The 24,226-nt window shown below is 46.4% G+C and carries 26 protein-coding genes; 21 read left to right on the top strand and 5 right to left on the bottom strand.

The features are described 5' to 3' along the window. Positions 1-57: 57 nt before the first annotated feature. The 11 genes from C6P39_RS24430 to C6P39_RS24380 all read left to right on the top strand — a co-directional run bounded on the left by C6P39_RS24430 (position 58) and on the right by C6P39_RS24380 (position 8,863). On the top strand, positions 58-1,425 hold the full coding sequence (locus tag C6P39_RS24430) for an ethanolamine ammonia-lyase subunit EutB (RefSeq protein ID WP_065541601.1): 1,368 nt from the start codon (positions 58-60) through the stop codon (positions 1,423-1,425). Between the two features lie 34 nt (positions 1,426-1,459). Beyond that, a complete protein-coding gene (eutC, locus tag C6P39_RS24425; RefSeq protein WP_095172901.1) occupies positions 1,460-2,365 on the top strand; it encodes an ethanolamine ammonia-lyase subunit EutC in 906 nt (301 codons plus the stop codon). A 22-nt stretch (positions 2,366-2,387) separates the two neighbouring features. Continuing rightward, a complete protein-coding gene (gene eutL, locus C6P39_RS24420; protein ID WP_104805500.1) occupies positions 2,388-3,044 on the top strand; it encodes an ethanolamine utilization microcompartment protein EutL in 657 nt (218 codons plus the stop codon). A 20-nt stretch (positions 3,045-3,064) separates the two neighbouring features. Beyond that, positions 3,065-4,543: an acetaldehyde dehydrogenase (acetylating) gene (locus C6P39_RS24415; RefSeq protein WP_095172903.1), complete on the top strand. Its 1,479-nt coding sequence runs from the start codon at positions 3,065-3,067 to the stop codon at positions 4,541-4,543. 120 nt (positions 4,544-4,663) lie between these two features. Continuing rightward, positions 4,664-4,981 carry a BMC domain-containing protein gene (locus tag C6P39_RS24410; protein ID WP_095172904.1) on the top strand — a complete coding sequence of 106 codons (318 nt, stop codon included), beginning with the start codon at positions 4,664-4,666 and terminating at the stop codon, positions 4,979-4,981. Between the two features lie 68 nt (positions 4,982-5,049). Then, positions 5,050-5,646, top strand: a complete 597-nt coding sequence (locus C6P39_RS24405) for a cobalamin adenosyltransferase (protein ID WP_104805499.1) — start codon at positions 5,050-5,052, stop codon at positions 5,644-5,646. Then, a complete protein-coding gene (eutD, locus tag C6P39_RS24400; protein ID WP_065541607.1) occupies positions 5,636-6,259 on the top strand; it encodes an ethanolamine utilization phosphate acetyltransferase EutD in 624 nt (207 codons plus the stop codon). Before C6P39_RS24405 ends, eutD begins: the two co-directional genes overlap by 11 nt. Before the next feature lie 38 nt (positions 6,260-6,297). Continuing rightward, entirely contained in the window at positions 6,298-6,978 is a 681-nt protein-coding gene (locus C6P39_RS24395; protein WP_104805498.1) for a hypothetical protein, read from the top strand. Between the two features lie 9 nt (positions 6,979-6,987). Beyond that, positions 6,988-7,263 (top strand): EutN/CcmL family microcompartment protein, encoded by a 276-nt coding sequence (locus C6P39_RS24390; RefSeq protein ID WP_065541609.1) that lies wholly within the window; start codon positions 6,988-6,990, stop codon positions 7,261-7,263. A 2-nt stretch (positions 7,264-7,265) separates the two neighbouring features. Then, positions 7,266-8,357, top strand: coding sequence for an ethanolamine utilization protein EutH (gene eutH / locus C6P39_RS24385; RefSeq protein ID WP_095172907.1), 1,092 nt, complete (start codon positions 7,266-7,268; stop codon positions 8,355-8,357). 47 nt (positions 8,358-8,404) lie between these two features. Next, positions 8,405-8,863: a cupin domain-containing protein gene (locus C6P39_RS24380; RefSeq protein ID WP_104805497.1), complete on the top strand. Its 459-nt coding sequence runs from the start codon at positions 8,405-8,407 to the stop codon at positions 8,861-8,863. Between the two features lie 111 nt (positions 8,864-8,974). Here the strand turns inward: C6P39_RS24380 and C6P39_RS24375 are convergent, their stop codons facing one another. Beyond that, positions 8,975-9,898, bottom strand: coding sequence for a SufB/SufD family protein (locus C6P39_RS24375; RefSeq protein ID WP_330407121.1), 924 nt, complete (start codon positions 9,896-9,898; stop codon positions 8,975-8,977). A 333-nt stretch (positions 9,899-10,231) separates the two neighbouring features. Here C6P39_RS24375 and C6P39_RS24370 point away from each other — a divergent pair, with 333 nt between their 5' ends. The 4 genes from C6P39_RS24370 to C6P39_RS24355 all read left to right on the top strand — a co-directional run bounded on the left by C6P39_RS24370 (position 10,232) and on the right by C6P39_RS24355 (position 13,058). Next, positions 10,232-10,597, top strand: a complete 366-nt coding sequence (locus tag C6P39_RS24370) for a cupin domain-containing protein (RefSeq protein ID WP_242987135.1) — start codon at positions 10,232-10,234, stop codon at positions 10,595-10,597. Continuing rightward, positions 10,590-11,216 (top strand): TetR/AcrR family transcriptional regulator, encoded by a 627-nt coding sequence (locus tag C6P39_RS24365; RefSeq protein ID WP_095172910.1) that lies wholly within the window; start codon positions 10,590-10,592, stop codon positions 11,214-11,216. The genes C6P39_RS24370 and C6P39_RS24365 overlap by 8 nt, the downstream gene beginning before the upstream one ends. A 112-nt stretch (positions 11,217-11,328) precedes the next feature. Beyond that, the gene (locus C6P39_RS24360) at positions 11,329-12,243 is read left to right on the top strand and encodes an AraC family transcriptional regulator (protein WP_104805495.1); all 915 of its coding nucleotides are present in this window, start codon (positions 11,329-11,331) and stop codon (positions 12,241-12,243) included. A 137-nt stretch (positions 12,244-12,380) separates the two neighbouring features. Continuing rightward, positions 12,381-13,058 carry an epoxyqueuosine reductase gene (locus C6P39_RS24355; RefSeq protein WP_104805494.1) on the top strand — a complete coding sequence of 226 codons (678 nt, stop codon included), beginning with the start codon at positions 12,381-12,383 and terminating at the stop codon, positions 13,056-13,058. A gap of 21 nt (positions 13,059-13,079) precedes the next feature. Here the strand turns inward: C6P39_RS24355 and C6P39_RS24350 are convergent, their stop codons facing one another. Next, complete coding sequence (locus tag C6P39_RS24350) at positions 13,080-14,063, bottom strand: uroporphyrinogen decarboxylase family protein (protein ID WP_095172913.1); 984 nt, start codon at positions 14,061-14,063, stop codon at positions 13,080-13,082. A 146-nt stretch (positions 14,064-14,209) separates the two neighbouring features. On the opposite strand from C6P39_RS24350, the gene C6P39_RS24345 reads away from it, so the two are divergent. Further along, positions 14,210-15,703: a PucR family transcriptional regulator gene (locus tag C6P39_RS24345; RefSeq protein ID WP_104805493.1), complete on the top strand. Its 1,494-nt coding sequence runs from the start codon at positions 14,210-14,212 to the stop codon at positions 15,701-15,703. 61 nt (positions 15,704-15,764) lie between these two features. On the opposite strand, the gene C6P39_RS24340 is transcribed toward C6P39_RS24345, so the two are convergent. Continuing rightward, complete coding sequence (locus tag C6P39_RS24340) at positions 15,765-16,088, bottom strand: hypothetical protein (protein ID WP_242987133.1); 324 nt, start codon at positions 16,086-16,088, stop codon at positions 15,765-15,767. Positions 16,089-16,092: 4 nt separating this feature from the next. After that, positions 16,093-16,638: a PadR family transcriptional regulator gene (locus C6P39_RS24335; protein WP_104805492.1), complete on the bottom strand. Its 546-nt coding sequence runs from the start codon at positions 16,636-16,638 to the stop codon at positions 16,093-16,095. A gap of 206 nt (positions 16,639-16,844) precedes the next feature. Between C6P39_RS24335 and C6P39_RS24330 the strand changes: the two genes are divergently transcribed. The 4 genes from C6P39_RS24330 (at position 16,845) to C6P39_RS24315 (ending at position 22,927) form a co-directional block, all read left to right on the top strand. Next, the gene (locus C6P39_RS24330) at positions 16,845-17,756 is read left to right on the top strand and encodes a glycyl-radical enzyme activating protein (RefSeq protein WP_104805491.1); all 912 of its coding nucleotides are present in this window, start codon (positions 16,845-16,847) and stop codon (positions 17,754-17,756) included. A 5-nt stretch (positions 17,757-17,761) separates the two neighbouring features. Further along, on the top strand, positions 17,762-20,134 hold the full coding sequence (hypD, locus tag C6P39_RS24325; RefSeq protein ID WP_104805490.1) for a trans-4-hydroxy-L-proline dehydratase: 2,373 nt from the start codon (positions 17,762-17,764) through the stop codon (positions 20,132-20,134). Between the two features lie 349 nt (positions 20,135-20,483). Continuing rightward, complete coding sequence (locus tag C6P39_RS24320; protein WP_104805489.1) at positions 20,484-21,494, top strand: hypothetical protein; 1,011 nt, start codon at positions 20,484-20,486, stop codon at positions 21,492-21,494. Between the two features lie 83 nt (positions 21,495-21,577). Further along, complete coding sequence (locus C6P39_RS24315) at positions 21,578-22,927, top strand: MATE family efflux transporter (protein WP_104805488.1); 1,350 nt, start codon at positions 21,578-21,580, stop codon at positions 22,925-22,927. A 111-nt stretch (positions 22,928-23,038) separates the two neighbouring features. On the opposite strand, the gene C6P39_RS24310 is transcribed toward C6P39_RS24315, so the two are convergent. Then, entirely contained in the window at positions 23,039-23,425 is a 387-nt protein-coding gene (locus tag C6P39_RS24310; RefSeq protein ID WP_242987131.1) for a hypothetical protein, read from the bottom strand. Between the two features lie 252 nt (positions 23,426-23,677). Between C6P39_RS24310 and C6P39_RS24305 the strand changes: the two genes are divergently transcribed. Further along, the gene (locus C6P39_RS24305; RefSeq protein WP_104805487.1) at positions 23,678-24,172 is read left to right on the top strand and encodes a hypothetical protein; all 495 of its coding nucleotides are present in this window, start codon (positions 23,678-23,680) and stop codon (positions 24,170-24,172) included. The last annotated feature ends 54 nt before the right edge of the window (positions 24,173-24,226 follow it).

The raw sequence follows: 24,226 nt of genomic DNA, 5'->3' as shown, positions 1-24,226 counted from the left end.
GAATAAAAAATAACAGGAATCATGTGAACCGTAGCAAACAGAAGAAAGGAAGAAGCCATGATTTTAAAAACGAAATTATTTGGACACGTTTATGCTTTTCAGTCATTAAAAGAAGTAATGGCAAAAGCCAACGAGGAAAAATCCGGAGACAAGCTGGCAGGCCTTGCGGCGGAGTCGGCGGAGGAACGGGTAGCAGCCAAAATCGTGTTATCCCAGATCACACTGGAAGATCTGCGGAACAATCCGGCTGTGCCTTATGAGACAGATGAGGTGACCAGGATCATCCAAGATGACATCAGCGAACCTATTTACAATGAGATCAAAAGAATGACTGTCTCAGAACTCCGTGAGTGGATTCTGGATGAGGAGACCACAGGGGAAATGATCCGCCGGGTATCCCGGGGGCTGACATCGGAAATGGTGGCTGCTGTTGCGAAAATCATGTCCAATCTGGACTTGGTATACGGAGCTAGAAAGATCCGTGTCACAGCACACTGTAATACCACCATCGGTGAGGAGGGGACCTTGTCCTCACGTCTTCAGCCGAATCACCCTACCGATGACCCGGACGGTATTATGGCGTCTCTTTTGGAGGGACTTACCTATGGCGCAGGGGACGCCCTTTTGGGGCTGAATCCGGTGGATGACTCTGCCGAGAGTGTTGCCAGGGTACTGCACCGTTTTGAGGAAGTAAAACAAAAACATCAGATTCCCACCCAGACCTGTGTGCTGGCGCATGTGACTACTCAGATGGAGGCCATCAGGAAAGGGGCACCTGCGGATTTGATCTTCCAGTCTATTGCCGGTTCAGAGATGGGAAACACAGCGTTTGGCTTTAATGCAGCTACCATTGAGGAGGCACGCCATCTTGCGCTGACAAAGGGAACTGCCCAGGGGCCGAATGTGATGTACTTTGAGACCGGGCAGGGCTCAGAGCTGTCCTCCGAAGCCCACCACGATACAGACCAGGTGACCATGGAGGCCAGATGTTATGGATTTGCCCGCCATTTCTCACCGTTTCTGGTCAATACGGTTGTGGGGTTCATCGGACCGGAATATTTGTATGACGGACGGCAGGTGAACCGTGCCGGGCTGGAGGACCATTTCATGGGGAAACTCTCCGGTATTCCCATGGGATGCGATGCCTGCTATACCAACCACATGAAGGCAGACCAGAACACCATAGAGGATCTGTCAGTACTTCTGACCGCTGCCGGCTGTAATTATTTTATGGGAATCCCACACGGGGATGATGTGATGCTCAACTATCAGACAACCGGTTTTCATGAGACCGCGGCACTTCGTGAGATATTCGGCCTGACCGCTATTAAACCATTCCACAAGTGGCTGATGAAGATGGGATATGTGGACGAAAAGGGACATCTGACCGCCAGAGCAGGAGATGCATCCACATTGTTTGTTTAATCGTAACTATCTTACCAGAAGGAGGACTTATCAAGTGAGAGATGATGAAATTAGATCCATGGTGGAAAAAATCCTGGATCAGATGTTAAATACTTCCGCAGCCCCTGAGCCTAAGCGTTCTGAGGTGATACAGACCACTGCGGAAGCACTGAAAAAGAAAGAGATACCGGCTGATTCCGGGGAATGTCTGGAGGATATTACAAAAACAGACCTGCGCCGCCAGCTTCTTGTAAAAGACCCTGTTGATGCAGAGGGGTATCTGGATATGAAAGCAAGGACACCTGCCAGGCTGGGGATCGGGAAGGCAGGGGCCAGATACCGGACAGCCACCATGCTGCGGGTGCGCGCAGACCATGCGGCGGCCCAGGATGCGGTGTTCAGCGATGTATCTGAAGAGTTTATTAAAAAATGCGGTTTTGTCTTTGTAAAAACCCTTTGCAAGGACAAAGATGAATATTTGACACGGCCTGATCTTGGGAGACGCTTTCCCGCAGATGAACTTGAGGTGATCCGAAAGACCTGCGGCAGCCATCCAAAAGTCCTTGTGATCGTGGGGGACGGCCTTTCCTCCTCCGCCATTGAGGCCAATGTGGAGGATATGATCCCTGCTATCCGCCAGGGCCTTCAGATGCATCAGATCACCCTTCCCCCTGTCCTTTTTATCAAATATGCCAGAGTGGGGGCCATGGATGCGGTGGGAGAAGTGACGGATGCGGATGTGATCTGTATGCTGGTGGGAGAACGGCCGGGCCTTGTGACCGCGGAATCCATGTCTGCCTATATTGCATATAAACCTAAGCATGGCCTTGCGGAGGCAAAACGTACCGTGATCAGCAATATCCACAAGGGCGGCACCACGGCCGTTGAGGCAGGCGCCCATGCGGCTGAACTGATCGTGAAGATGCTGGAGAAAAAGGCATCGGGAATAGATCTGAAATAAGCTGGAAATATTGGAGGAAATTATGAAACATGATGAACTGCGTCCCGCGATTCTGGGAATCCGTATGATTTCCAATGTCAGCGAGGATCTGGCAAAAGCACTGGAGCTGGGCCCCAGACATAAAAGCCTGGGGATCGTGACAGCAGATACAGACGATGTGCTCTACACGGCCCTTGATGAAGCTACGAAAGACGCAGACGTGGAGGTGGTCTATGCAAGATCCATGTATGCAGGCGCTGCCAATGCGTCCACGAAGCTGGCAGGTGAGGTCATCGGCATCATTGGAGGGCCAAGCCCTGCGGAAATCCGCAGCGGACTGAATTCCATCAGGAATTTTATGGAATATGGTCCCTGTTTTGTCAGCGCTAATGAGGATGACTCTATTGTTTATTACGCACACACGGTATCACGTACGGGTTCTTATCTGTCAAAGACAGCAGGTATCCCCGAGGGGGAGGCACTGGCCTATCTGATCGCACCGCCTTTGGAGGCGGTTTACGGATTGGATGCTGCGATGAAGGCAGCGGATGTGACCATGGTAGCTTTTTACGGCCCTCCGTCTGAGACCAATTTTGGCGGCGGCCTTCTCACCGGAAGCCAGTCCGCGTGCAAGGCGGCTTGCTCTGCGTTCGCCCAGGCAGTGCAGACAGTGGCAGACGGGCCAAAAGATTTTGATTAAGGGAAAAGGAGAGTGAACCAATGGAATTAAAGGATAAAGACTTAGTTTCCGTCCAGGAGACAAGAAATCTGCTTCTGGAAGCGGAAAAAGCACAGCGGGAATTGGCACGTATGGACCAGGACCAGATTGACCGTATTGTAAAAGCGATCAGCGACGCCGGAGCTGCCCATGCAGAAGAACTTGCAAAAGCTGCCCAGCAGGAAACCGGTTTTGGAAAATGGCAGGATAAGGTGATCAAGAATATGTTTGCCGCCAGAGTGGTCTACGATGCCGTAAAGAAGGAAAAGACAGTGGGGATCCTCCATGAGGACAAGGAGCGAAAGGTGTGGGATATCGGCACGCCGGTGGGGGTGATAGCCGGGATCGTTCCCTCCACAAACCCTACCTCAACGGTTATTTACAAAGCAATGATAGCCTTAAAGGGCGGCAATGCCATTGTATTTTCTCCCCATCCGGGAGCTAAAAAATGTATCCTGGAAACCGTGCGGATCATCTCCCGGGCCGCATGTGAGGCTGGCTGCCCAAAAGGGGCAATATCAGCCATCAGTGTGCCTACTATGGAGGCCACACAGGCACTGATGAAGAATGACCGCACAGCTCTGATCCTGGCAACCGGCGGCGGAGCCATGGTTAAATCCGCCTATTCATCAGGAACACCTGCCATCGGCGTGGGCGCAGGCAACGGCCCGGCATTTATTGACAAGAGCGCAGATGTAAGAAGAGCAGTAAAACAGATCCTGGACTCCAAGACCTTTGATAACGGTACCATCTGTGCCTCTGAGCAGTCCATTATTGTGGAGCGCTGCATGGAGGAAAAAGTAGTGGAGGAGCTGAAATCCCAGGGCGCCTTTGTGCTGACCCAGGAACAGTCCAGGCAGCTTGGAAAGTTCATTCTGCGGGCCGGCGGCACCATGAATCCTATGATCGTGGGAAAAACATGTGCTCAGATCGCAGAGTACGCGGGCCTCTGCGGCGTTCCGTCCTCAGCCAGAGTACTGGTGGGAAGAGAGACGAAAGTGGGAGCAGATGCACCCTATTCCAGGGAGAAACTGGCTCCCATCCTGGGACTTTTTGTGGAAGAAAATACTGACAGGGTGCTGGAGAGAAGCATTGAGATCCTTCATATGGAAGGTGCGGGACACACCTTTTCCATGCACGCAGAGGATGAAGCGCTGGTGAGAAAATTTGCACTGCAGATCCCCGCATCCCGTTTCCTGGTCAATACACCGGGAGCGCTGGGCGGTATCGGAGCAACCACAGGTCTATTCCCGGCCCTGACACTGGGCTGCGGCGCAGTGGGAGGAAGTTCCTCCTCCAACAACATCGGGCCTCTTGATCTGATCAACATCAAACGTGTGGCATTTGGTACAAAAGAACTGGAAGAGATCCGCAGGGAAAGCGAGAGCACGCAGGATACTTCACGGATATCCGGCGGCAGCCAGGTAAGCCAGGAACTGATCAATGCCATTGTGGACAAAATTGTAAAAGAATTCGTCTGAATGAATTCAGATAAATGTAGAATACTAACAGAGAAAGTATCGTATCCTGCCAGGCGTTTTCCTAGGGGTACAAAATAGTTAAAGTGTTGAAAATTGGAGAATATTTGGAGGTAAATCATTATGGCAAATACAAACGCATTAGGTATGATTGAAACAAAAGGACTTGTGGGAGCCATTGAGGCAGCAGATGCCATGGTTAAAGCTGCCAATGTGGCGTTAGTGGGAAAGGAAAGCATTGGTGCCGGATTAGTCACCGTTATGGTGCGCGGAGATGTGGGCGCGGTCAAGGCAGCCACCGATGCAGGGGCGTCAGCAGCAGAGCGTGTGGGAGAACTGGTGTCCGTACACGTGATTCCCCGTCCTCACACAGAAGTGGATGTGATCCTGCCTCATCAGCTTGAAAAGAGCACAGGAACTTCCTTTACAGAAGAGGCCTGAAGTAACGGTTCAGCTTGATGAACTGATACGGTCTGAGAAAAAAACGTCCGGCTATTAGGAGCAGAAAAATGGAAGAACAGGAAAAGATCCGCCGGATTGTGGCGGAGGCGGTCAGGGAAACCCTGGATAAAAAACCGGAAAAACCCGAACACATGACCCATTTAAGAGGAGACCATCTGGTATATAAGGACCATCCAAGAATTGCCTTCCGGGGAGCTATTGACTCCCTGGAGGCAGAGATCATCATTTTACAGACTATCACGGAAAAGCAGGATCTGCACACGCTCACGGAGGATCTGGAGGAGATTATCAAAACTATCCGCTGGCTTCTGCGGTGCGAGGTATCCGGGGAGCCTGTGGGTGAGATCACCATGCAGGGGCTGGACACAGACGCCATGCGGGCCCACTCCCATCATCCAAGCCAGTATTATGGTATGAAGCATTTCCTTCCCACTTACTGTCATAATGAAATTGTGGCATATTTAAACAAGCTGAGAACAAAGGCCAGAGAGACGGAGCTCATTGCATACCGAGCCTTTAAAACAGATACCGGCGATGTGGAGCGGGAAGATATCATACGCGTTTTAAACCGGCTGTCCTCTTTGTTCTGGATCATGATGTTCAAGTATTTGACTGGAAAATATGGAGGAACGTATGAACGTTGAGGTAGAGGCAGTAGTTGAGGCAGTTGTCAGGGAGCTGAAAGATAAGATGATGGTGGAGGTGGAGGCCTCCGGCAGACATGTGCACTTGTCACGGGAAGATGTGGAGCGGTTATTCGGCAAAGGATACAGGCTTACAAAAGTCAGGGATCTATCCCAGCCAGGTCAGTATGTCTGCAAGGAGAGGGTATCCCTTACAGGACCGAAAGGAACGATTCACGGTGTGGTTATCCTGGGGCCTGAGAGAGGGGAGACCCAGGCGGAGGTGTCCATGACAGATACCCTTGCCCTGGGCATCCGCCCGCCTGTAAGACTGAGCGGAGATATAGCGGGAACACCGGGAATTACCATCTCAAACGGGGACAGGCAGATTGTCACGGATAAAGGAGTGATCATAGCTAAGCGTCATATGCATATCACACCTGAGGATGCCCGGAGACTGCATGTAAAAGACAAAGAAGCCCTGAAGATCAAAGTTTACGGAAGCCGTCCGGTTATTTTTGAGGATACCATTGCCAGGGTCAGCAGTGAGTTTCAGACCTATGTTCATATTGACTATGACGAGGCAAATGCCTGTGGGTTTGAAAAAGGCACCTTTTGCCGTATCATCCGGTAATTGCCGCGTCTTTCAGGGGTGTAAAGGAGGATGTGCTTATGGATACATGGAAGACAAAAGGAACGGACCGTTTGATCGAGGATGTCATAGAGGAAGTAAAGGCCCGCCTTGGTAAGATACAGGAGGAGTCCTGTGGGGCTTCCCACACCGGAAAAGTCCTGGTACTTGGGAAACTGGATCAGGCAGAAGAAAATATGCTGCGGTCCTTTGCCAATATCTGTACTTCCCCGGAAACAGGAGAATGGGATTTTATTGTGGCTGCACAGGTCTCCGCCGGCCTGCTGGCCTTTACTGCACTGGGAATACCCGGGCAGCCGGAAGCAAAATGGATCCTTGAAGCCCTGCTTGGCGGGAAGAAAGTCTATTTTCTGGAAAAAGGTCTGGAATACCGGAAATACAGGGAGACTTCCTACAAGGCTTTATATCAGAAATACCAGGAATATGAGGAAGAGATCAGACGTTTTGGCGGTGAGATCGTAACCGGTATACAGGAGGCGGCAGAACTTGAAATGCGGGTACAAAAAAATGCCTGCATAATAGCAGAAAATGACAGTGCGCCCTTTGATCTGACAAGGCTTAAACTGCTGGGAGAAGCAGACCTTGGGAGACTGCGCGGGACCGGATACCGGACGGTTTTGATCGGAAGAAAGACTATTATAACACCCCTGGCCAAAGACTATATTTCCAATCATAATCTGACAGTCAGAAGACAGCAGTGAGGTACACGAATGGAAATCGGAACAGTAATCGGAAGTGTATGGGCCACCAAAAAAGACGAGGCGATCAGCGGACAGAAGCTGCTGGTGATTGATGTGATGAAACGGTACAGGCAGGAAAAAGAGTCCCTGCTGGTTGCCGCAGACGTGATCGGCGCCGGTGTGGGAGATATGGTCCTGATCTGCCGGGGAAATTCCGCAAGGATGGTTGTGGGAAACGGAAAAACACCGGTGGATGCAGCCATTGTGGGAATTATAGATACTCTGGATATACATGAGGAGGTATGACGTTGAGCATCAATGAGATAATTATATACATTATGGTAATATTTGCGGCTCTGGGAGCATTGGACAGGATATTCGGCAGCCGTTTTGGACTGGGAGAGAAGTTTGAGGAAGGAATCATGGCAATTGGTGCACTGTCTGTCTCCATGGTGGGGATCATCGCTTTGGCACCTGTCATCGCCAATCTTTTGAAGCCTGTGATCGTGCCGGTATTCGGCCTTTTGGGCGCTGACCCGGCTATGTTTGCCGGTTCTATTCTGGCAAATGACATGGGCGGCGCACCTCTGGCACAGGCGTTGGCTCTGAATGAAGATGCAGGTAATTTCGGCGGTCTGATCGTTGGCGCTATGTTGGGGCCTACCATTGTGTTTACCATTCCGGTAGCCCTTGGGATCATCAGGGAGGAGGACCGGAAATACCTGGCAACAGGTGTACTTGCAGGTGTCATTACCATTCCGATCGGTTCGTTTGTTGGCGGTCTGGTGGCAGGATATTCCATTGTTATGGTGCTTAAGAATCTGATCCCTATCATTATTTTTGCCGTTTTGATCGCTCTTGGGCTGTGGAAGTTTGAAAATGCCATGGTAAAGGGCTTCACGTATTTCGGTAAGTTTGTAGTGGCAGTGATCACTTTGGGTCTCGGGGTGGGTATCATAGAACAGCTCACAGGAATTGTGCTGATCCCCGGTATGAATCCTATCAGTGAGGGATTTGAGGTGGTGGCGGATATTGCCATTGTACTGGCAGGCGCATTTCCTCTGGTGTATGTGATCACGAAAGTGTTTAAAAAGCCGCTCATGGGTCTGGGAAAAGTGCTGGGTATGAATGAGATGGCTGCAGCAGGACTGGTCGCCAGCCTTGCGAACAGCATTCCTATGTTTGGTATGATGAAAGACATGGATGACAGGGGAAAGGTGCTGAATGTGGCCTTTGCGGTTTCAGCGGCTTTTGTGTTTGGAGACCATCTTGGTTTTACTGCAGGATTTAATCAGGATATGATCTTTCCTATGATCGTGGGAAAACTGGTGGGTGGGATTACAGCGGTAATCGCTGCTTTGGTTTTGGTACGGAGCAAAGGGGCGGCAAAAGAAGTGTAGGTGTCGATGTGGTATGCATAGAGAAGTGTGAAGGTAGGGTGTAGGTAATGGAGATTAGCAGAGAAGTGATCGAACAGATGATAGCACAGGTGCTGGAGGAGAAGATTGGGAGTTTGGGCAGTCCGAAAAATGATGTGCATCGGCAGGAGATAGCCGGTGTCATTAAGATGGAAGTACCAAAGATCCATGTGACGGAAACAGACAGGCTGGATACCGGAAATAGGAATGATAAGGTATATACCCATGATCTGTTTTCTCTTGCTGAGAGTCCCAGGCTTGGTTGCGGTATTATGGAGATGGAGAGAACTACATTTGACTGGACTTTGGATTATGATGAGATTGATTATGTGATTGATGGGGAGCTTACCATCGTTAAGGACAGGATGAGGGTGACGGCTGGGCCGGGAGAGATTATTTTGATCCCGAAAGGGTCCCGGATACAGTTTTCGGTTCCTGAGAGAGCGCGGTTTATTTATGTGACGTATCCTGCGGATTGGAATAAGTAGATAGGGAACGGAAGCGGATGGGAGAGGCCATGGGATGCCATTGGTCCTCTCCCATCTGCTTCCTGTTTTTCGCAGACCGCAGAGGCATTTAGGGCAATGTGTGGGGAGGCATTATGCCCGTAAAAAGCCTTCTATGATTTTTTCTTCTGCCTGTTCCTCTGTAAGACCCAGGGTACGGAGTTTGATAATCTGTTCCCCGGCGATTTTTCCAATGGCAGCCTCATGGATCAAAACAGCGTCAATACTGCCGGCGTATAACTCCGGGGAGGCATTTACCGTGCCCTGGTCAGCCAGGATAGCGTCACACTCAGAATGCCCGCTGCAGCGGCAGTTTCCCATTATGCGGGAATGATACGTCTGCCGGGAGCTGCCTTTTGCCACAGAGCGGGAGATCAGATCAACGGCGGAGTCTTCTCCGTCCATGGAGACAGTAAAGTCCGTCTCTGCAGTCTCAGCTTTTTCTGTTAAGATACTTTCATGAATGATCAGTTTTGCCCTTGCCGCCAGTCTGGCTGTTGTTTTTCTCACCGTATTGTCCACACCTTTAAGCTGCACGGTGTCCATCTCCAATACGGAGCCTTCCGACAGAAACGCATTCGTAACGGGATCGATTCGTTTTTCTCCGGTTCCTGATCCTGTGCCGATATGCTTTTCCTTGTACAAAACATGTGCACCCTTTTCCAGAAAAAAACGGTGGATACCGTTATGTCTTGCCATATCGCCGCTGTCCGTATGGACACCACATCCGGCAATGATTGTCACATCGGCTCCTGCTCCCACATAAAAATCATTATACACAAGGTCGTCGATAGCACCGTGAGTTACGCAGGCAGGGATGTAAACCACTTCCTTCTGCGCATGGGGGCTTATATGGACGACCAGGCCGGGGGCATCCTTCTTAGTGTCAATGCGGATATTAGGTGTAGACTGCCTGCCGACACACTGGCCGTCTTCCCGGATGTTAAAAGCACCCTTAAAACCATCGGCATAATCCGAGATGATCCGTAATAGTTTTTCTGCAATTTTGTTCATCATGCATCCTCCTGACATATTTTCCCACGGGGCGGTCTTTCATTCTAACATATGAAACTTCCTTTACATTTTATTCAGATCCATATACTTTAGCGGTAGACCGTATGAATTTATTTTTGCTGTCTGATCATACCTTTGTTTTTGGCGAGATTGACAATGGTATCAGTCCTCCTTTATAATCAGTATAATAAACTGGCAGGCAGTGACATTTTACATCTGCCGGACAGCTTTTATGAACCAAATCTGTGATTTTCGTCTTCTTTGGAAGTTATGAACTGCTGCTGCATACAAGCAGTTTCAGGACAGGGAACAGGCAAATGATTCTGGAAGAGACTTATGACAAGCCGGAAAGGAAAAAATATGGAAGGATTTATGACACCTCCGAAACATGTAAATTTTAATGCGAAAAAATTATTCGGGAAAATGGGCGAAATACAGGACGGTTCTATCGCCTACCTGGAAAACGGAGGCGGAGGCCCCACTAAGAACCATGTGCACATGCATGACCACCTCTTTATTGTAGTACAGGGGGAGGCAAAGGTATTTCTGGACAAAGAGGAGAAGATCATTAGAGAAAATGAATCTTTTCTTGTAAAAGGAACCATTCCCCACTCCGTCTGGAACAACAGCCAGTCTACGACTATTATGATCGGGTTATCACTTCATAATAAAGATAACGGAGAGGATAGCTTAGATGAATGAAAAGTTTTCTTCTCTTCCCCAAGAGAAACAGCAGGCCGTCATAAATGCCGCAATGGAGGTATTTGGGAAAAATGAATATAAAAAGGCTTCCACAGATCTGATCGCGGCAAAGGCGGGAATCTCAAAAGGGTTATTATTTTACTATTTTCGCAACAAGAAAGAATTATATCTGTACATATACAATTGCCTGATAGAAACCATGCAGGAACAGATCGTTGATGAAAGATTTAGATCCATAACAGATTTCTTTGAACTCTTACGGTATGCAAGCACTTATAAAGTGAAAATGTTGGATAAGTATCCTTTTATACTGGATTTTGCTCTGCGCGCCTTCTATTCTGAAAAGGAAGATGTATCAGATGAACTTAAAAATGTAAATACAATGCAAGAGGACGTATTGTTTCAGATATGTTTTGGTCATATAGATACTTATAAATTTAAAGAGGATATTGAACCATTTAAGGTTTATAAAATGCTGCGCTGGATGGGGGACGGCTATATACATGATATTCAGATGTCAGGTGCAGAATTTTGCCTGGATGAAATGCTGAGGCAGTTTGAGGAGTGGATGGAACTGTTTCAAAAACTTGTGTATAAAGAGGAATACCGGAAAAAATGAGCATTGGGTGAAAAGCGGGCACCGATTTTATCTGATAGTATAACCATATCGTAACTATTTGGCAGGTCAGCGCATGAACAGTTACGTCATATCAAATAAGGAGGTGCGCACAATGCACGCATGGGAAGCTATACAAAAGACTTTAGATCACATGGAAGCACATATCAAGGAGGATATCAACGCGGAGACCCTGTCTGACATAGCAGGACTGTCCCCCTTCTATTTTCAGAGGCTCTTTAAACGTCTGGTAAATAAAACGGTCCAGGAATATATCAAACTACGTCGTCTGGCATTAGTGACAGAGGAATTGGATAAGGATGATATGAGAATTCTGGATATTGCCTTGGAATACGGATTTTCCAGCCATGCAAATTTCACCAGAGCATTTAAAACTGCCTATGGGTTAACACCGGAAGAATACAGAGATACACGTCCGCTTTTGAATACCTTCACAAAGCCTGAGATATCTATGGTCTATACCATGATTGATGAAGGGGTTCCGCTGCTTGCGGGTAATATGGTTTTGGAGATCAATAGAAGAACACTGGACTATCCGGAGGTGTATCTCGGATTTGAGGCAAAAGTGAAAATAGAGGGACAGATTCCGGCAGGTGAAAGCACAGGAGTGGATATACCCGGCCAGTTATGGAAGAGATACCACAAAGAAAAGGAAGCGTTTGCGGATCATCTGAACCCGGAAGTTGAATTGGGAATGTCATACATGCAGGACCCACAGAAAGGGGAATTCACCTATTTTGCAGGAGGTCTTGCAGGCGGGGCGGGCATGCCGGAAGCGCTGGCGAAACAAGAACTGCCCGCAGGGGAATACCTTGTCTGCAGTATTGAGGCGGAAAGTTTTGAAGTGCTTGTGACAACAGCGCTGGATCAAGCAGGAAAATACCTTTTCGGCACTTGGCTGCCCCACCATAAACTGGCAACAAAGCCTTTCTCTGCTGAAAAATATTATAAAAATATGGATGGTATCCATTATATGGAAATCTGGGTTATCCCTGCTGAGACAGAATAACGCACTCTAACGGCAGACGGGATGCATGTGCAGATCGCGGGGGAATACTTCACCCTGCGATCCGGGCTGCTTTCACCGTCTGCTGTCATTATATTAATTCTGACAGACAAATACAGTATAGGAAAGGAACAGATAGATTGAAAGAAAAAATAAAACAGTTGATACTTAAAAACGGTGCCGATGTATGCGGCATTGCCAATATAGACCGGTTTGACCAGGCCCCGGAGGGTTTTTCACCCCTTGACATTTACCCTCAGTGCAAGGCAGTGATCACCTTTGGAATCGCACTGCCAAAAGGACTTACCTTTGTGGAACCCCGGCTGGTATACGGACATTATAACGGATTCAGCTGTACAGAGGCTGACCGGATCTCCTTTCAGACCGCAAAGAGGATGGAAAAAGAATTCGGCTGTTTCGTTGTACCGCTGCCCAGTGACAGCCCATACGAATACTGGGACAGTGATGCGTCCTGCGGCCGGGGGTTGATTTCCATGAAGCATGCGGCTGTATTGTCGGGAATTGGCGCATTGGGTAAAAACTCCATGCTTTTAAATCCCCGTTTTGGAAATTTACTGACGATCGGCGCACTTCTTACTGATCTGGATCTGCCGTCAGATACTCTTTGTGAGAATATCTGTATAGACGGCTGTACAAAATGTGTCAGCGCCTGCCCTGTTCAAGCGATTGAAAACGGAAGCGTGGATCAAAAGCTGTGCCGCACAAATACATACGGTAAAACGGCCAGGGGATTTGAGACGGTGGACTGTAATACATGCAGGGCGGTATGCCCAATGAGATACGGTAAAACCAAATAACACCGGCCGCCATTTTAGTTCTCACGTATCCTGTGTAAGTTTATCAAATGCCTGGTTAATGGGCAGCAGCCCTTTAAAAAACAAATCCGGTTCTGTCCCGCTCATGACACGGAATCCCATGAATACATAACTTCCGTAAGGTGAGTAGGCTTCAATGCAGCGTTTCACTTCCGCTTCGATCACGGTATCCGGTGCATCTTCTCTTCCGGCTGGGCCGTTGGAATCATATCCTCCAATTACCGCGATCTGTTTTCCGTATTTCTGTAAAATACCGGCAATATCATTTACGGGCTGCGCTGAGGACCAGGCTACAGCGCCCTCGTCTATGAAATCGGGGATCAAGGGTTCACAGTGGCCGCAGGTATGCATGATAGGCAGCATACCGTAAGCCTTTACCGCGTCATTAAGCCTTTTGTGAGAAGGTTTTATGAGGTCACGGTAAGTCTGCGGGCTTAAAAACAGACTCTGCTGAGTAGCCACGTCATCATAGCTGGTAAAAAAGTCAGGCTTAAAATAATGAGCCACCCGTTCTGCCAGCCGTATCTTGTAATCCGTAATAGCCTCGATCAGGCCGCGGCAGGCTTCCGGCTCCTCCGCAAAGGCGCAAAGGCCATCCATAAATCCCATCAAATGTGTCACCCTTAAAAATTGGGCGTTCCAGGCACCATATTCTATAACCTGCCGGTTCCGGTCCGCACCTGCTAACTGCAATTTGGCCTGACCGTCCCAATCATAGGCATCCAGATCCGGAAACTTCACCACATCCTCCCAGGCAGTGATGTCCTCCAGGACAACATGTCCCGGTGCAGGTACAGCTTGTCCGCCGGCAGACTGGGATGCCTCCCAAATAACGCCGAAACCATCAGGGCCGCCTCCGAAAGGCCCGTTTTCAAAGGTTTCCAAAGCTCCTCCGGTCATTACGACCAAACCGCTCATAGCACTTGGCAGATGCTGCGGTTTTTCATGTTCCACCACAGCCGCCATATAATCTTCTTTTGTAAACATAAAAATCCTCCTTTCAAAACTACATTTTGTAGTCAATCCGTGTCTTTTGAACTATAATAACATTTATAATATCAGGAAAAACAGACTTGGATTGTTGAAATACAAAGTACAGTAAGGCTGCGATTTGTATCCCAAAGGAGGAGCAGATGGATTTAAAATATTTGCAGTATCAATTATCGTATTATGGAATGAAAAAAAGTAAGCTGCAGTACCGGAAAAAACAGGAATTTGACAAGTTTGGCTTATATGAGAATGGCACCTTAGCAGACAACCGGATACTGTATGTGATCGATGCGGAGGAACTGAAGCAGTATGCAGGGAATTTAAAAGGATGCGTGGTTTTAGTTACAGGTGGCTGCAGATGGACGGAAGAGTATGCCTGCAGTGCCCTTATTTTGGAGGATGCACACAAGAACAGGGTATGTAATCTTTTAGCTGAAATCTTCCTGTCATACGAAAAGTGGAAGTTTGCGGTGAGTAACGCGGAACTTTTGCTGCCGGATACCATACTGGATGTGACGAGCCCCATACTTCACACTGCAATGACGGTCATAAACAATAGTTATAATTACCTTGCACGTAATGAAATGTATCGGGCTGTGATGCAGCAGGATTCGTTTACGGACGAGGATATTGATAATCTGGTGTGGGACGAAGCATTTTATCTTTGTCAGAACAGAACGGATGTATATGAGTACCAAATGAAGACGGATGGAATGCGGATGCTCTGTTATAACATTCTTTATGAAAAGAAATACTATGCCAGATTTATAGCCACGCGATCAGAGACGGAATATTTTGATGTTTTCATGAAATATTTTACGGTGACGGCAGAGGCGCTTCAGATTCATTTTAATGAACAGGGGATTGCCAGCCGTACAGGTGTGAAGAGCTGGGATTTTTGTGAACAGATACAGGATTTACTGAAAGGGCATCCCCCTGCGCACAGGTATGTGATTGGGCAGTATAAATGGAATGAGTCACATACATATCAGGTGATCTTGTTTCAGTTTGCGGAAAAATATCCGGTGAGTACAGGCAAAGAATATCTGAGACAAAAAATAGAGACCTTGCTTCAAGACAGTTGTGTCATCATTCAGGATACAGACTATATCTGCGTCCGTAATTTATCACTGAGCAAAGAGACAGACCTGCACGGGGAGCTGGCATTATTTTTGCGGGAAAATATTGCAAAGGCAGGGATCAGCAATACGTTTACCGGATTTCATAATTGGGAGGTATATGAAAAACAGGCATATGATGCCATGGAGATTGGAAGGGAGACAGATACACATTTTTGGTATTATTATTTTCGGGATTATGCCTTTGCGATCATGCTGAGAGAATGCACGGGGAGATATCCCGCAAAAGAATTGATATCTCCTGCACTTATCATGTTGAGAAACTATGACCATACCCATAGGACCAGCCTTTATAGCACATTGAAAGTTTATCTGGAACAAAACTGCAGTGCAACTCACACAGCAAAAATTCTATATATCCAGCGGTCATCGGTTTTAAAGAGAATGGAAAAGATAAAACAGATCACCGGTATCCGTCCAGACTCCTGTGAAGAGAAAGTTTATATTATGGTCTCTTATTATATTTTGGAACAGGCAGAAAAACTGCAGAAGCAGTGATCACATACAAGCCAGGTTTTTGCCTCCTCCATATCCGTACAGAAGTAAAGCTGGCCATTTCCTAATATTGTTTTTTACGAAAGGCCTTCTGCAGTCTGTGCAGACTTCTTTTATCCGTGGTTATGGCGAGCTTTACGATTTTATGTTTCATCCTTTCGATATGTTCCACAATCTGCAGGGTCAATTCCTTTGTCAGGCGGGTTTCGTAAAGGTCGATCAAGACGCGGCGTTTTTGGGGAGAATTTAAAATAAAATGTTCCTCATCCTTTATCATGGAAAGCAGAGCCTGTGAATCTTCAAAATAGCTTCCATAATGTATACCGTGAAAATAACCGCCTTTATAGTAATAGGGACTTAAGGCCCCGCTGGGAGATTTTGTTATCATCCTTTTACCTTTCCCTTTCTATTAAATCCGGCAGTGTTTTCTGCATACGGATATGCCGGCACCACTGAATGGTTTTCTGCGTAATGCAGATTCCGTAATAAAGAGTGGACAGCTTATAATAAAAACACTCTTTATGTTCCATTCCGTCAAACTTTTTTTCCAAATCTTTTAATTTGTTCAGATAGTTCTTGTTGTTGATCTCATATTCCAATAACTTTTGTTCTCGAATTTCCGGTTCCAGATTGTCAAAGAAATAGACTTTAGCCAGGTGGGTATTTGTACCTTCAAATATATCCATAGGTGAAGATAGCCAGTCGAAAAATTCTTCTCTGCCTTTCTCAGTCATGTGATAAAATATTTTCTGTCTGCCGCCCTGCGGCTTTTCAGAAGTTGTCAAATATCCCTTTTGGGTTAACCTTTTTAAGGCAGGATACAGGCTCCCAAAACTAGCCTTATAAAAAACGCCAATACCGTTTTCTATCAATTTTTTAATATCGTAACCGGTTAGATCACGCTCCAGCAGCATACCAAGTGCAATGGATTCCAGCATTATTTTCCTCCTTATATATCTTATAGATATATAATAACGCTATATAATGGATTTGTAAAGGAGAAACTGCATGGAATCCGTTTTTATCGGTATATATGTCTTTGGAAACCAAACGTGCATCCGTTGACTTTCAGGTTTTGGGGTAATATAATGCTGTTTATAGACTGATTTTCAGACTAAAGCATACAAAGAGAGGTACAGCTTAGATGGAAGTGCAATTTGTGACGGACATACAGAAGTATTCCATACACGATGGGGAAGGAATACGCACCACTATATTTTTTAAGGGATGTCCGCTTTCCTGTATCTGGTGCCATAATCCGGAGACACAGGAGTATGGGCAGCAGTTCATGTGGAATCAGGAAAAATGTGCGGGGTGCGGGGAATGTGCTGCAGCTTGTCCCAGCGGAGCTGTTTCCATGGATGGACACAGGCCGGTGACAGATGAAAATAAGTGTGGAATCTGCCATACATGTGAAGAATACTGTCTGCAAAATGCCAGAGAATTCGCAGGCAGAGAATATACAGTGGAGGAACTGGCTGCGGAAGCAGTAAAAGACCAGCCCTTTTATGAACAGTCTCACGGCGGAGTTACTCTCTCAGGCGGAGAGGTACTGGCCAGGGACATGGATTTTGTGGAGCGGCTGATGCTTGAGCTGACTAAGCGGGGGATTCGGGTAAACGTAGATACCTGCGGATACATACCATGGAAGAATATAGAGCGGATAATTCCTTATACGGATACCTTTTTATATGATATAAAGCTCATGGATTCACGGCTGCATCAGGAAATGACCGGAGTAGGGAATGAAGAGATCCTGGAAAACCTCATAAGGCTTTCCAAAAGTAAAGCAGCCATTTGGATCCGTATTCCCGTTGTGGGCGGTGTAAATGATACGGATAGGAATATGGAGGAAACACTGGAGTTCCTCAGTTCCCACGCCATTTCACCAAAATGGATTCACCTGCTGCCTTACCATAATACAGGGAGCGGAAAGTATCCAAGACTGGGGCAAAAATACCAGGGCAGGGATCTTACCACCCCCAAGGGATCACGTATGCAGGAGCTGCTGGATATGTGTCTGGCGCGGGGATATCAGGCAGGAATAGGAGGTTAATATAGATGGAACAGGGAATGAACGAAAGGATCCGAAGGCTTCGCCGGGAGAGCCTGGAGACAGAAGCACATATTGATATGGAACGTGCAAAAATAGAGACAGAGGTGTACCGCAGATACGAGGGCACCGTATCCGTGCCGGAACTTCGGGCATTGGTTTTAAAACACTATTTTGCCGAAAAGACACTGTACATAGGAGAAGGTGAATTGTTGGTGGGAGAGAAGGGAAACGGGCCGCAGGCAGCCCCTACGTTTCCCGAGCTTTGCTGCCATACCGTGCAGGACCTTCATGTGATGAATGACAGGGAGCTGATCAGCTTCAAGGTGCGGGAGGAGGATTATACGTTTCAGGAAAAGGAGATGATCCCTTTTTGGGAAAGACGTTCCATCCGGCACCGGATCCTGGAAAAAATGACACCGGAATGGAAGAAAGCATATAAATGCGGAATCTTCACGGAATTTATGGAACAGAGAGGCCCGGGTCATACTGTGGGCTCTGAGAATATATACAAGAGAGGGCTTCTGGATTATAAAGAAAAAATCCAAGAGGCAAGGAAGAATCTGGATTACAGCCAGGACCCGGAAGCCCTGGACAAAGAAAATGAGCTTCATGCTATGGAAATTGCCTGTGACGCGGTAATACTTCTGGGCAGGCGGTATCATGACTATGCGCTGGAGCTGGCGGAAAAAGAGGAGGATAGTGTCCGCAGAGAGGAGCTTTTGCAGATTGCCCAAAACTGCAGCGTTGTTCCGGCGCACAGACCGGAGACATACTGGCAGGCCCTTCAGATGTATTGGTTTGTTCATCTGGCTGTGACAAGTGAGCTGAACCCCTGGGATGCATACAGCCCCGGCCGGCTTGACCAGCACTTGATCCCCTTCTACAGAAAGGATGTTAAAGAGGGGGTTCTGAACCGGGAACGTGCAAAAGAGCTGTTGGAATGCCTGTGGGTGAAATTCAACAATCAGCCTGCGCCGCCAAAAGTGGGGATTACATTGAAAGAAAGCGGTACTTACACAGACTTTGCCAATATCAATACCGGCGGGGTGACACCAGAGGGACAAGACGGTGTCAATGAAGTGAGCTATCTGATCCTGGAGTGTATGGATGAAATGAAATTACTGCAGCCCAGTTCAAATGTGCAGATCAGTAAAAAGACGCCTCAGGAGTTTTTATTAAAAGCATGTGAGATTTCCAGAAAGGGATGGGGACAGCCGGCCTTTTATAATACAGAGAGTATCATCCAGGAGCTCCTAAACGCGGGAAAATCCATTGCAGATGCCAGAAAAGGCGGTACCAGCGGGTGTGTGGAGACAGGTGCTTTTGGAAATGAAGCATATATCCTGACCGGTTATTTCAATCTGCCTAAAATACTGGAAATTACCCTTTGCAATGGATATGATCCTGTTGCAGGGGAAATGCTTGGCCTGCCCCTTGGCAAAGCGGAGGAATTTCAATCCTATGAGGAACTTTTCGAGGCTTATAAAAAGCAGATTCTGTATTTCCTGGATATTAAGATGCGGGGCAATCATGTGATTGAAGGGATTTATGCCCGCTATATGCCTGTGCCGTTCCTCTCTGTGATCACGAATGACTGCATTGCAGCGGGGAAAGATTATAATGCCGGAGGGGCCAGATACAACACCAATTATCTGCAGGGAGTAGGGATCGGGACCATCACCGACAGCCTTGCAGCCATAAAATATAATGTATTTGACAAGAAAAAGTTCACCATGTCGGAATTGATGCAGGCACTGAAAGACAATTATGAGGGACATGGCCGAATCCGGAATCTTGTCAGCAATAAAACACCTAAGTACGGCAATGATGATGATTATGCGGACGATATTATGAAAGACGTGTTTCAGTTCTACTATGAAAATGTGACAGGGCGGCCCAATATGAAAGGCGGAAAATACCGCATCAATATGCTGCCGACCACCTGTCATGTTTATTTCGGGGAAGTCATGATGGCAAGTCCCAATGGCCGCATGGCGCATAAACCCGTATCCGAAGGAATTTCCCCGGAAAAGGGCGCGGATGTGCAAGGTCCTACCGCAGTAGTGAAATCCTGTTCCAAGATGGATCACTTAAACACAGGGGGCACTTTGCTGAACCAGAAATTCACGCCTCAGGTGGTGTCCGGTGATAACGGACTGATGCAGATGGCAAATCTGGTACGGACTTATTTTAATCTGGATGGACATCACATACAGTTTAATGTGATCGACCGCAGAACCCTTCTGGAGGCGCAGGCTCATCCGGATGAATATAAGGATCTGATCGTGCGTGTAGCAGGATACAGTGACCATTTCCGGAATCTGAGCAAAGCACTGCAGGACGAGATCATTGACAGAACAGAACAGTCATTTGGCTGATTTTTTCCGGTTCCCAAAGGCCGGGCAAAGATTTACCCTTTGTCCGGCCTGCTCCGGGACATTGGACTGTGAACAGTAATCATTATTTACCTGTAAACATAAAACTTTTATAAAGTCATTGCATTTACGGGATAGAAAGAATATAATGAACCTACATTTCTGAAATGGCAAATTTAATTTTCAACGGCGTGTCAGCCGAAATTTCAGCTTAAAAGCATGTGGAAAACAGATAAAAAGTACAATTGAAATGCAAATTGATATATTGTATAATACAAGAAAAACAGTGCGTATCTTTGTCTATATTATATGGTACCTGCATGGAGTCTGTCTGTTTTCCCGAGGAGGACAGATGAAAAAACAAAGAATACCTGAAGTATCATGGAATGCAAAGGATGGGGAAATATATGAGCGCCTGTCTGATAATGAAGTGTTTGCAGACTTGTTTAATGGCGTTGTCTTTCAAGGGGAAGAGATAATAAAACCTGAGTATTTGGAAGAGATGAACGAGAAAAAACAACTAAAGATTCCCGGGAGAGACGGTCAGCCTGTGGTGATCAAAAAACTGCGTGACGTGCAAAAAGCATGTGGATTGGATGGGAGCCTTCTGGGCATCATGCTTGCAGCAGAGGGCCAGCGAACAGTCCATTATGGAATGCCGGTGAGACATATGCTTTATGATGCGGTTGATTACACAAAACAAATGCTGGACCTGGAGAAAAAGCACAGAAGAGGCAGGGATTTGTCTTCCGGTGCAGAATTCCTTTCCGGGATGCGAAGGGAAGACAGGCTCCGCCCGATCATCACCCTGGCATTGTTCTATGGGGAAGACCAGTTATGGGATGGCCCTATGTGTCTCCATGATATGTTGGAATTGCCAAAGGCACTGGAACCGTGGAAAACATATATACCCAATTATCCGCTGAATTTGGTATACAGCGGTAATGTCTGTCCTGAAAACTTTCGGACAGGTCTGCGGGAAGTGTTCGAGCTGCTGCGGGTAGCAAAGGACAAAGATTCTATGGAGGAATTTCTCAGGGAAAACCAGGAGCGTTACAGAAATCTGGACTGGAAGAAAGGTGAGTTGATCGGAGATTTTTTGGATGTTCCGCTGATAAAAGATAACGCGGATGCCATTAGGACAGAGGAGGGAGGGATGAATATGTGCACAGCATTTCAGCAAATGCGCAGGGAAGGTGAAGTGGAAGGCAAAAGAATGGGAGAAGAAAAACTGTCCAGTCTTATGCAGTTCTTGTTCCATGACAACAGGATTGAAGATTTACAGAAGGCTTCTCTGGATGCAGGATATAGAGAGGTCCTGTATAAAGAATATGGGCTGGATCATGAAGAGCTGCCGGATTAGAAAAACATAAAGTATACAAATATTCCTTCATGCGTTATGATATAAAGACGAAGAATAAATGAGAAAAGGAATATGAAGTAATAATGAAGAGGGATTTGACAACAGGAAATATTATTAAGACTATGCTGATATTTGCAGGCCCTATGATCATCGGAAATCTTCTGCAGCAATTTTATAACATAGCGGATACACTGATCGTAGGCAGATTTGTAGGGGCTGATGCCATGGCTTCTGTGGGAGCGGCTTATACGCTGATGACTTTTTTGACTTCCATACTAATTGGATTATGTATGGGCAGCGGCTCTCTGGTATCCTTTTATTTCGGAAAACAGGACAAGGTAAAGATGGAGGTATGTGTACAGGGGTCATTTCTGCTGATAGGCGTTGTCACAGTAGTTATCAATGTGCTGGTGTTTGTATTCATTGATCAAATTTTGCGGATACTGCAGATACCAACAGAAATATTAGCCATGTCTCACGAGTATGTGATAATAATTTTTGCCGGTATATTTTTCGTGTTTCTCTATAATTATTATGCTTATCTTCTGAGGTCTATCGGTAATTCTGTCATTCCGCTTGTTTTTTTGGGAACAACCTCGGTTTTGAATGTTGTCCTTGATATCATATTTGTGGTGACCTTTCAATGGGGGATCGGAGGTGCAGCACAGGCGACTGTAATATCACAGGCCATATCCGGGATTGGTATTTCCATATATGTGTGGGTGAAGGAACCGGCGTTCAGGATTCGGCTGTTTGGAAAACATCGTGTCTCTCTGACAAGGGAGTCCATGAAGGAGATTACAAGATTTTCATTCGCGGCATCTATCCAGCAGTCGGTAATGAATCTGGGTATACTGATGATACAGGGGCTGGTAAACAGTTTCGGCGTTGCAGTTATGGCTGCCTTTACAGCGGCAGTCAAGATAGATTCTTTTGCCTATATGCCTGCACAGGAATTTGGGAATGCGTTTTCCCTGTTCATATCCCAGAATCACGGCGCCGGGAAAGAAGACAGGATCCGGAAAGGTACCAGGCAGGCTTTTGCAGTTTCCGCAGTGTTCTGCGCAGTGATCTCCGTACTTGTGTTTCTTCTTGCAAAGGAGCTTATGCTGTTATTTGTCTCACCGTCTGATACGGAGATCATAAGTATCGGAATGGGTTACCTGCGGATCGAGGGCACATTTTACATAGGAATTGGGATTTTGTTTTTGCTTTATGGATATTATAGAGGAATCAATCTGCCTGAAATGTCGTTGGTCTTAACTATCATATCCCTGGGCACCAGGGTGATTCTTGCTTATATTTTAGCCCCGGTAGAGGCCATAGGGGTTGCCGGAATCTGGTGGGCCATACCGATTGGCTGGTTCTTGGCAGATATTACCGGAATTATTTATATGCGTCACAGAGAACAGAAAAAGCATTTGCGCATATGATTGAGATTTCAGTATTATTTCGCGGAATTTTTTGTGCAATGATACTGCAATAGGCGTACACTAAAACGGAATAGCCACACCTATTTGTTATCAAATGGTGTGGCTGTTTTATCAGCCCTCGATCCGCTTAAAGCTAACACTTCCTTTTGCCTTTTCCCCCGTCACAGTGATTTTATATGTACCGCTTTCTTCAATAGGGACCTGAAAGGAATTGGATGTCAGGATTTTTTCCGCTGCATATACAGGTGTCTCATGATCTTTTTGGATCTTGATCCACAGTCTGCCGGAATCGCATATGATCTCCGCATCTATCACATCTCCTTTTTCCAGTTCCAGCAGTTGTGAATCCGTTGTATTGAAGATTCGGTAGCTCATAATGAGCTGATTTTCGTTTCCGGTCCTGCTGCCGTCAAAAAGTGTTCCTGTGCAGGAAGTCAGAAGTATTGTACATAATATAGAACAAAATATAAAACAAAACAGTTTAAAATACCTTCTCAATCTTTACACCTCCCATTTATTAAATGTACGCTGATCTTCTAAAGAATAATAGGATATAAAGCTAAAGTATTTCTAAAGGATGTATAGTTAAAATTGAATATTTATTAAAATAAACAAAAATACTGCCTTTGTGAGAAAAAATATGGTTTATGCAATAATTTAGTGGACATAAAAAATTATATAATGTTATAATTGAGATGAAAAAATGAATTAAAATACATCGTGTATTCAGGAAAAGGGGTGTAATTGAATATGGCAGAATATGAAAATAATATGTTGAAAAATAATGATTTTATTTGCCGCTATAAATCTGATGACTTTGCTTATTGGAATTGCAATTACATCTACAAAGAGGCCGTTCTTTCAAAGGAGCAGGCATTGCTGCTGACCTATCTTCAGAAAATAAGATGGCTGCCCGTATATCGTCTTATTGTATTGTATGAGACAAGTCATATCCATGTACAGGTATATAAAAATATGTTTTATGTATGCAGTGGAACGGAGACAGAGAAGGAAGTAAAGGAGTCGGAAGAGAACTTAAACTATCTGTATCAGCTTGGATTGCTAAAAGCGGACTTCTCGTCAAAAAAGCGGTTGTACATGTATCGTTCTCTGGAGCAGGGTGATATTTTTCGGACGTTTCTTTCAAAATACAAAGAAATCCCGGATACCCGGCCAATTGTGGAAAGAGGCGCGGTCATGCTTACAGAAGAAGGGAAGACGGCCTCACTTATTGATCGGGAATAAGAAGAGAGATTACATATTGAAAAAGAAGGAAAGCGGCTGTTTATGACTGCTTTC

It is taken from the genome of Blautia marasmi, from assembly GCF_900258535.1.
GTDB lineage: Bacteria > Bacillota > Clostridia > Lachnospirales > Lachnospiraceae > Blautia > Blautia hominis.
Note: the sequence above shows the minus strand (reverse complement) of the source record. Positions and strands in the feature narration are given on the sequence as shown.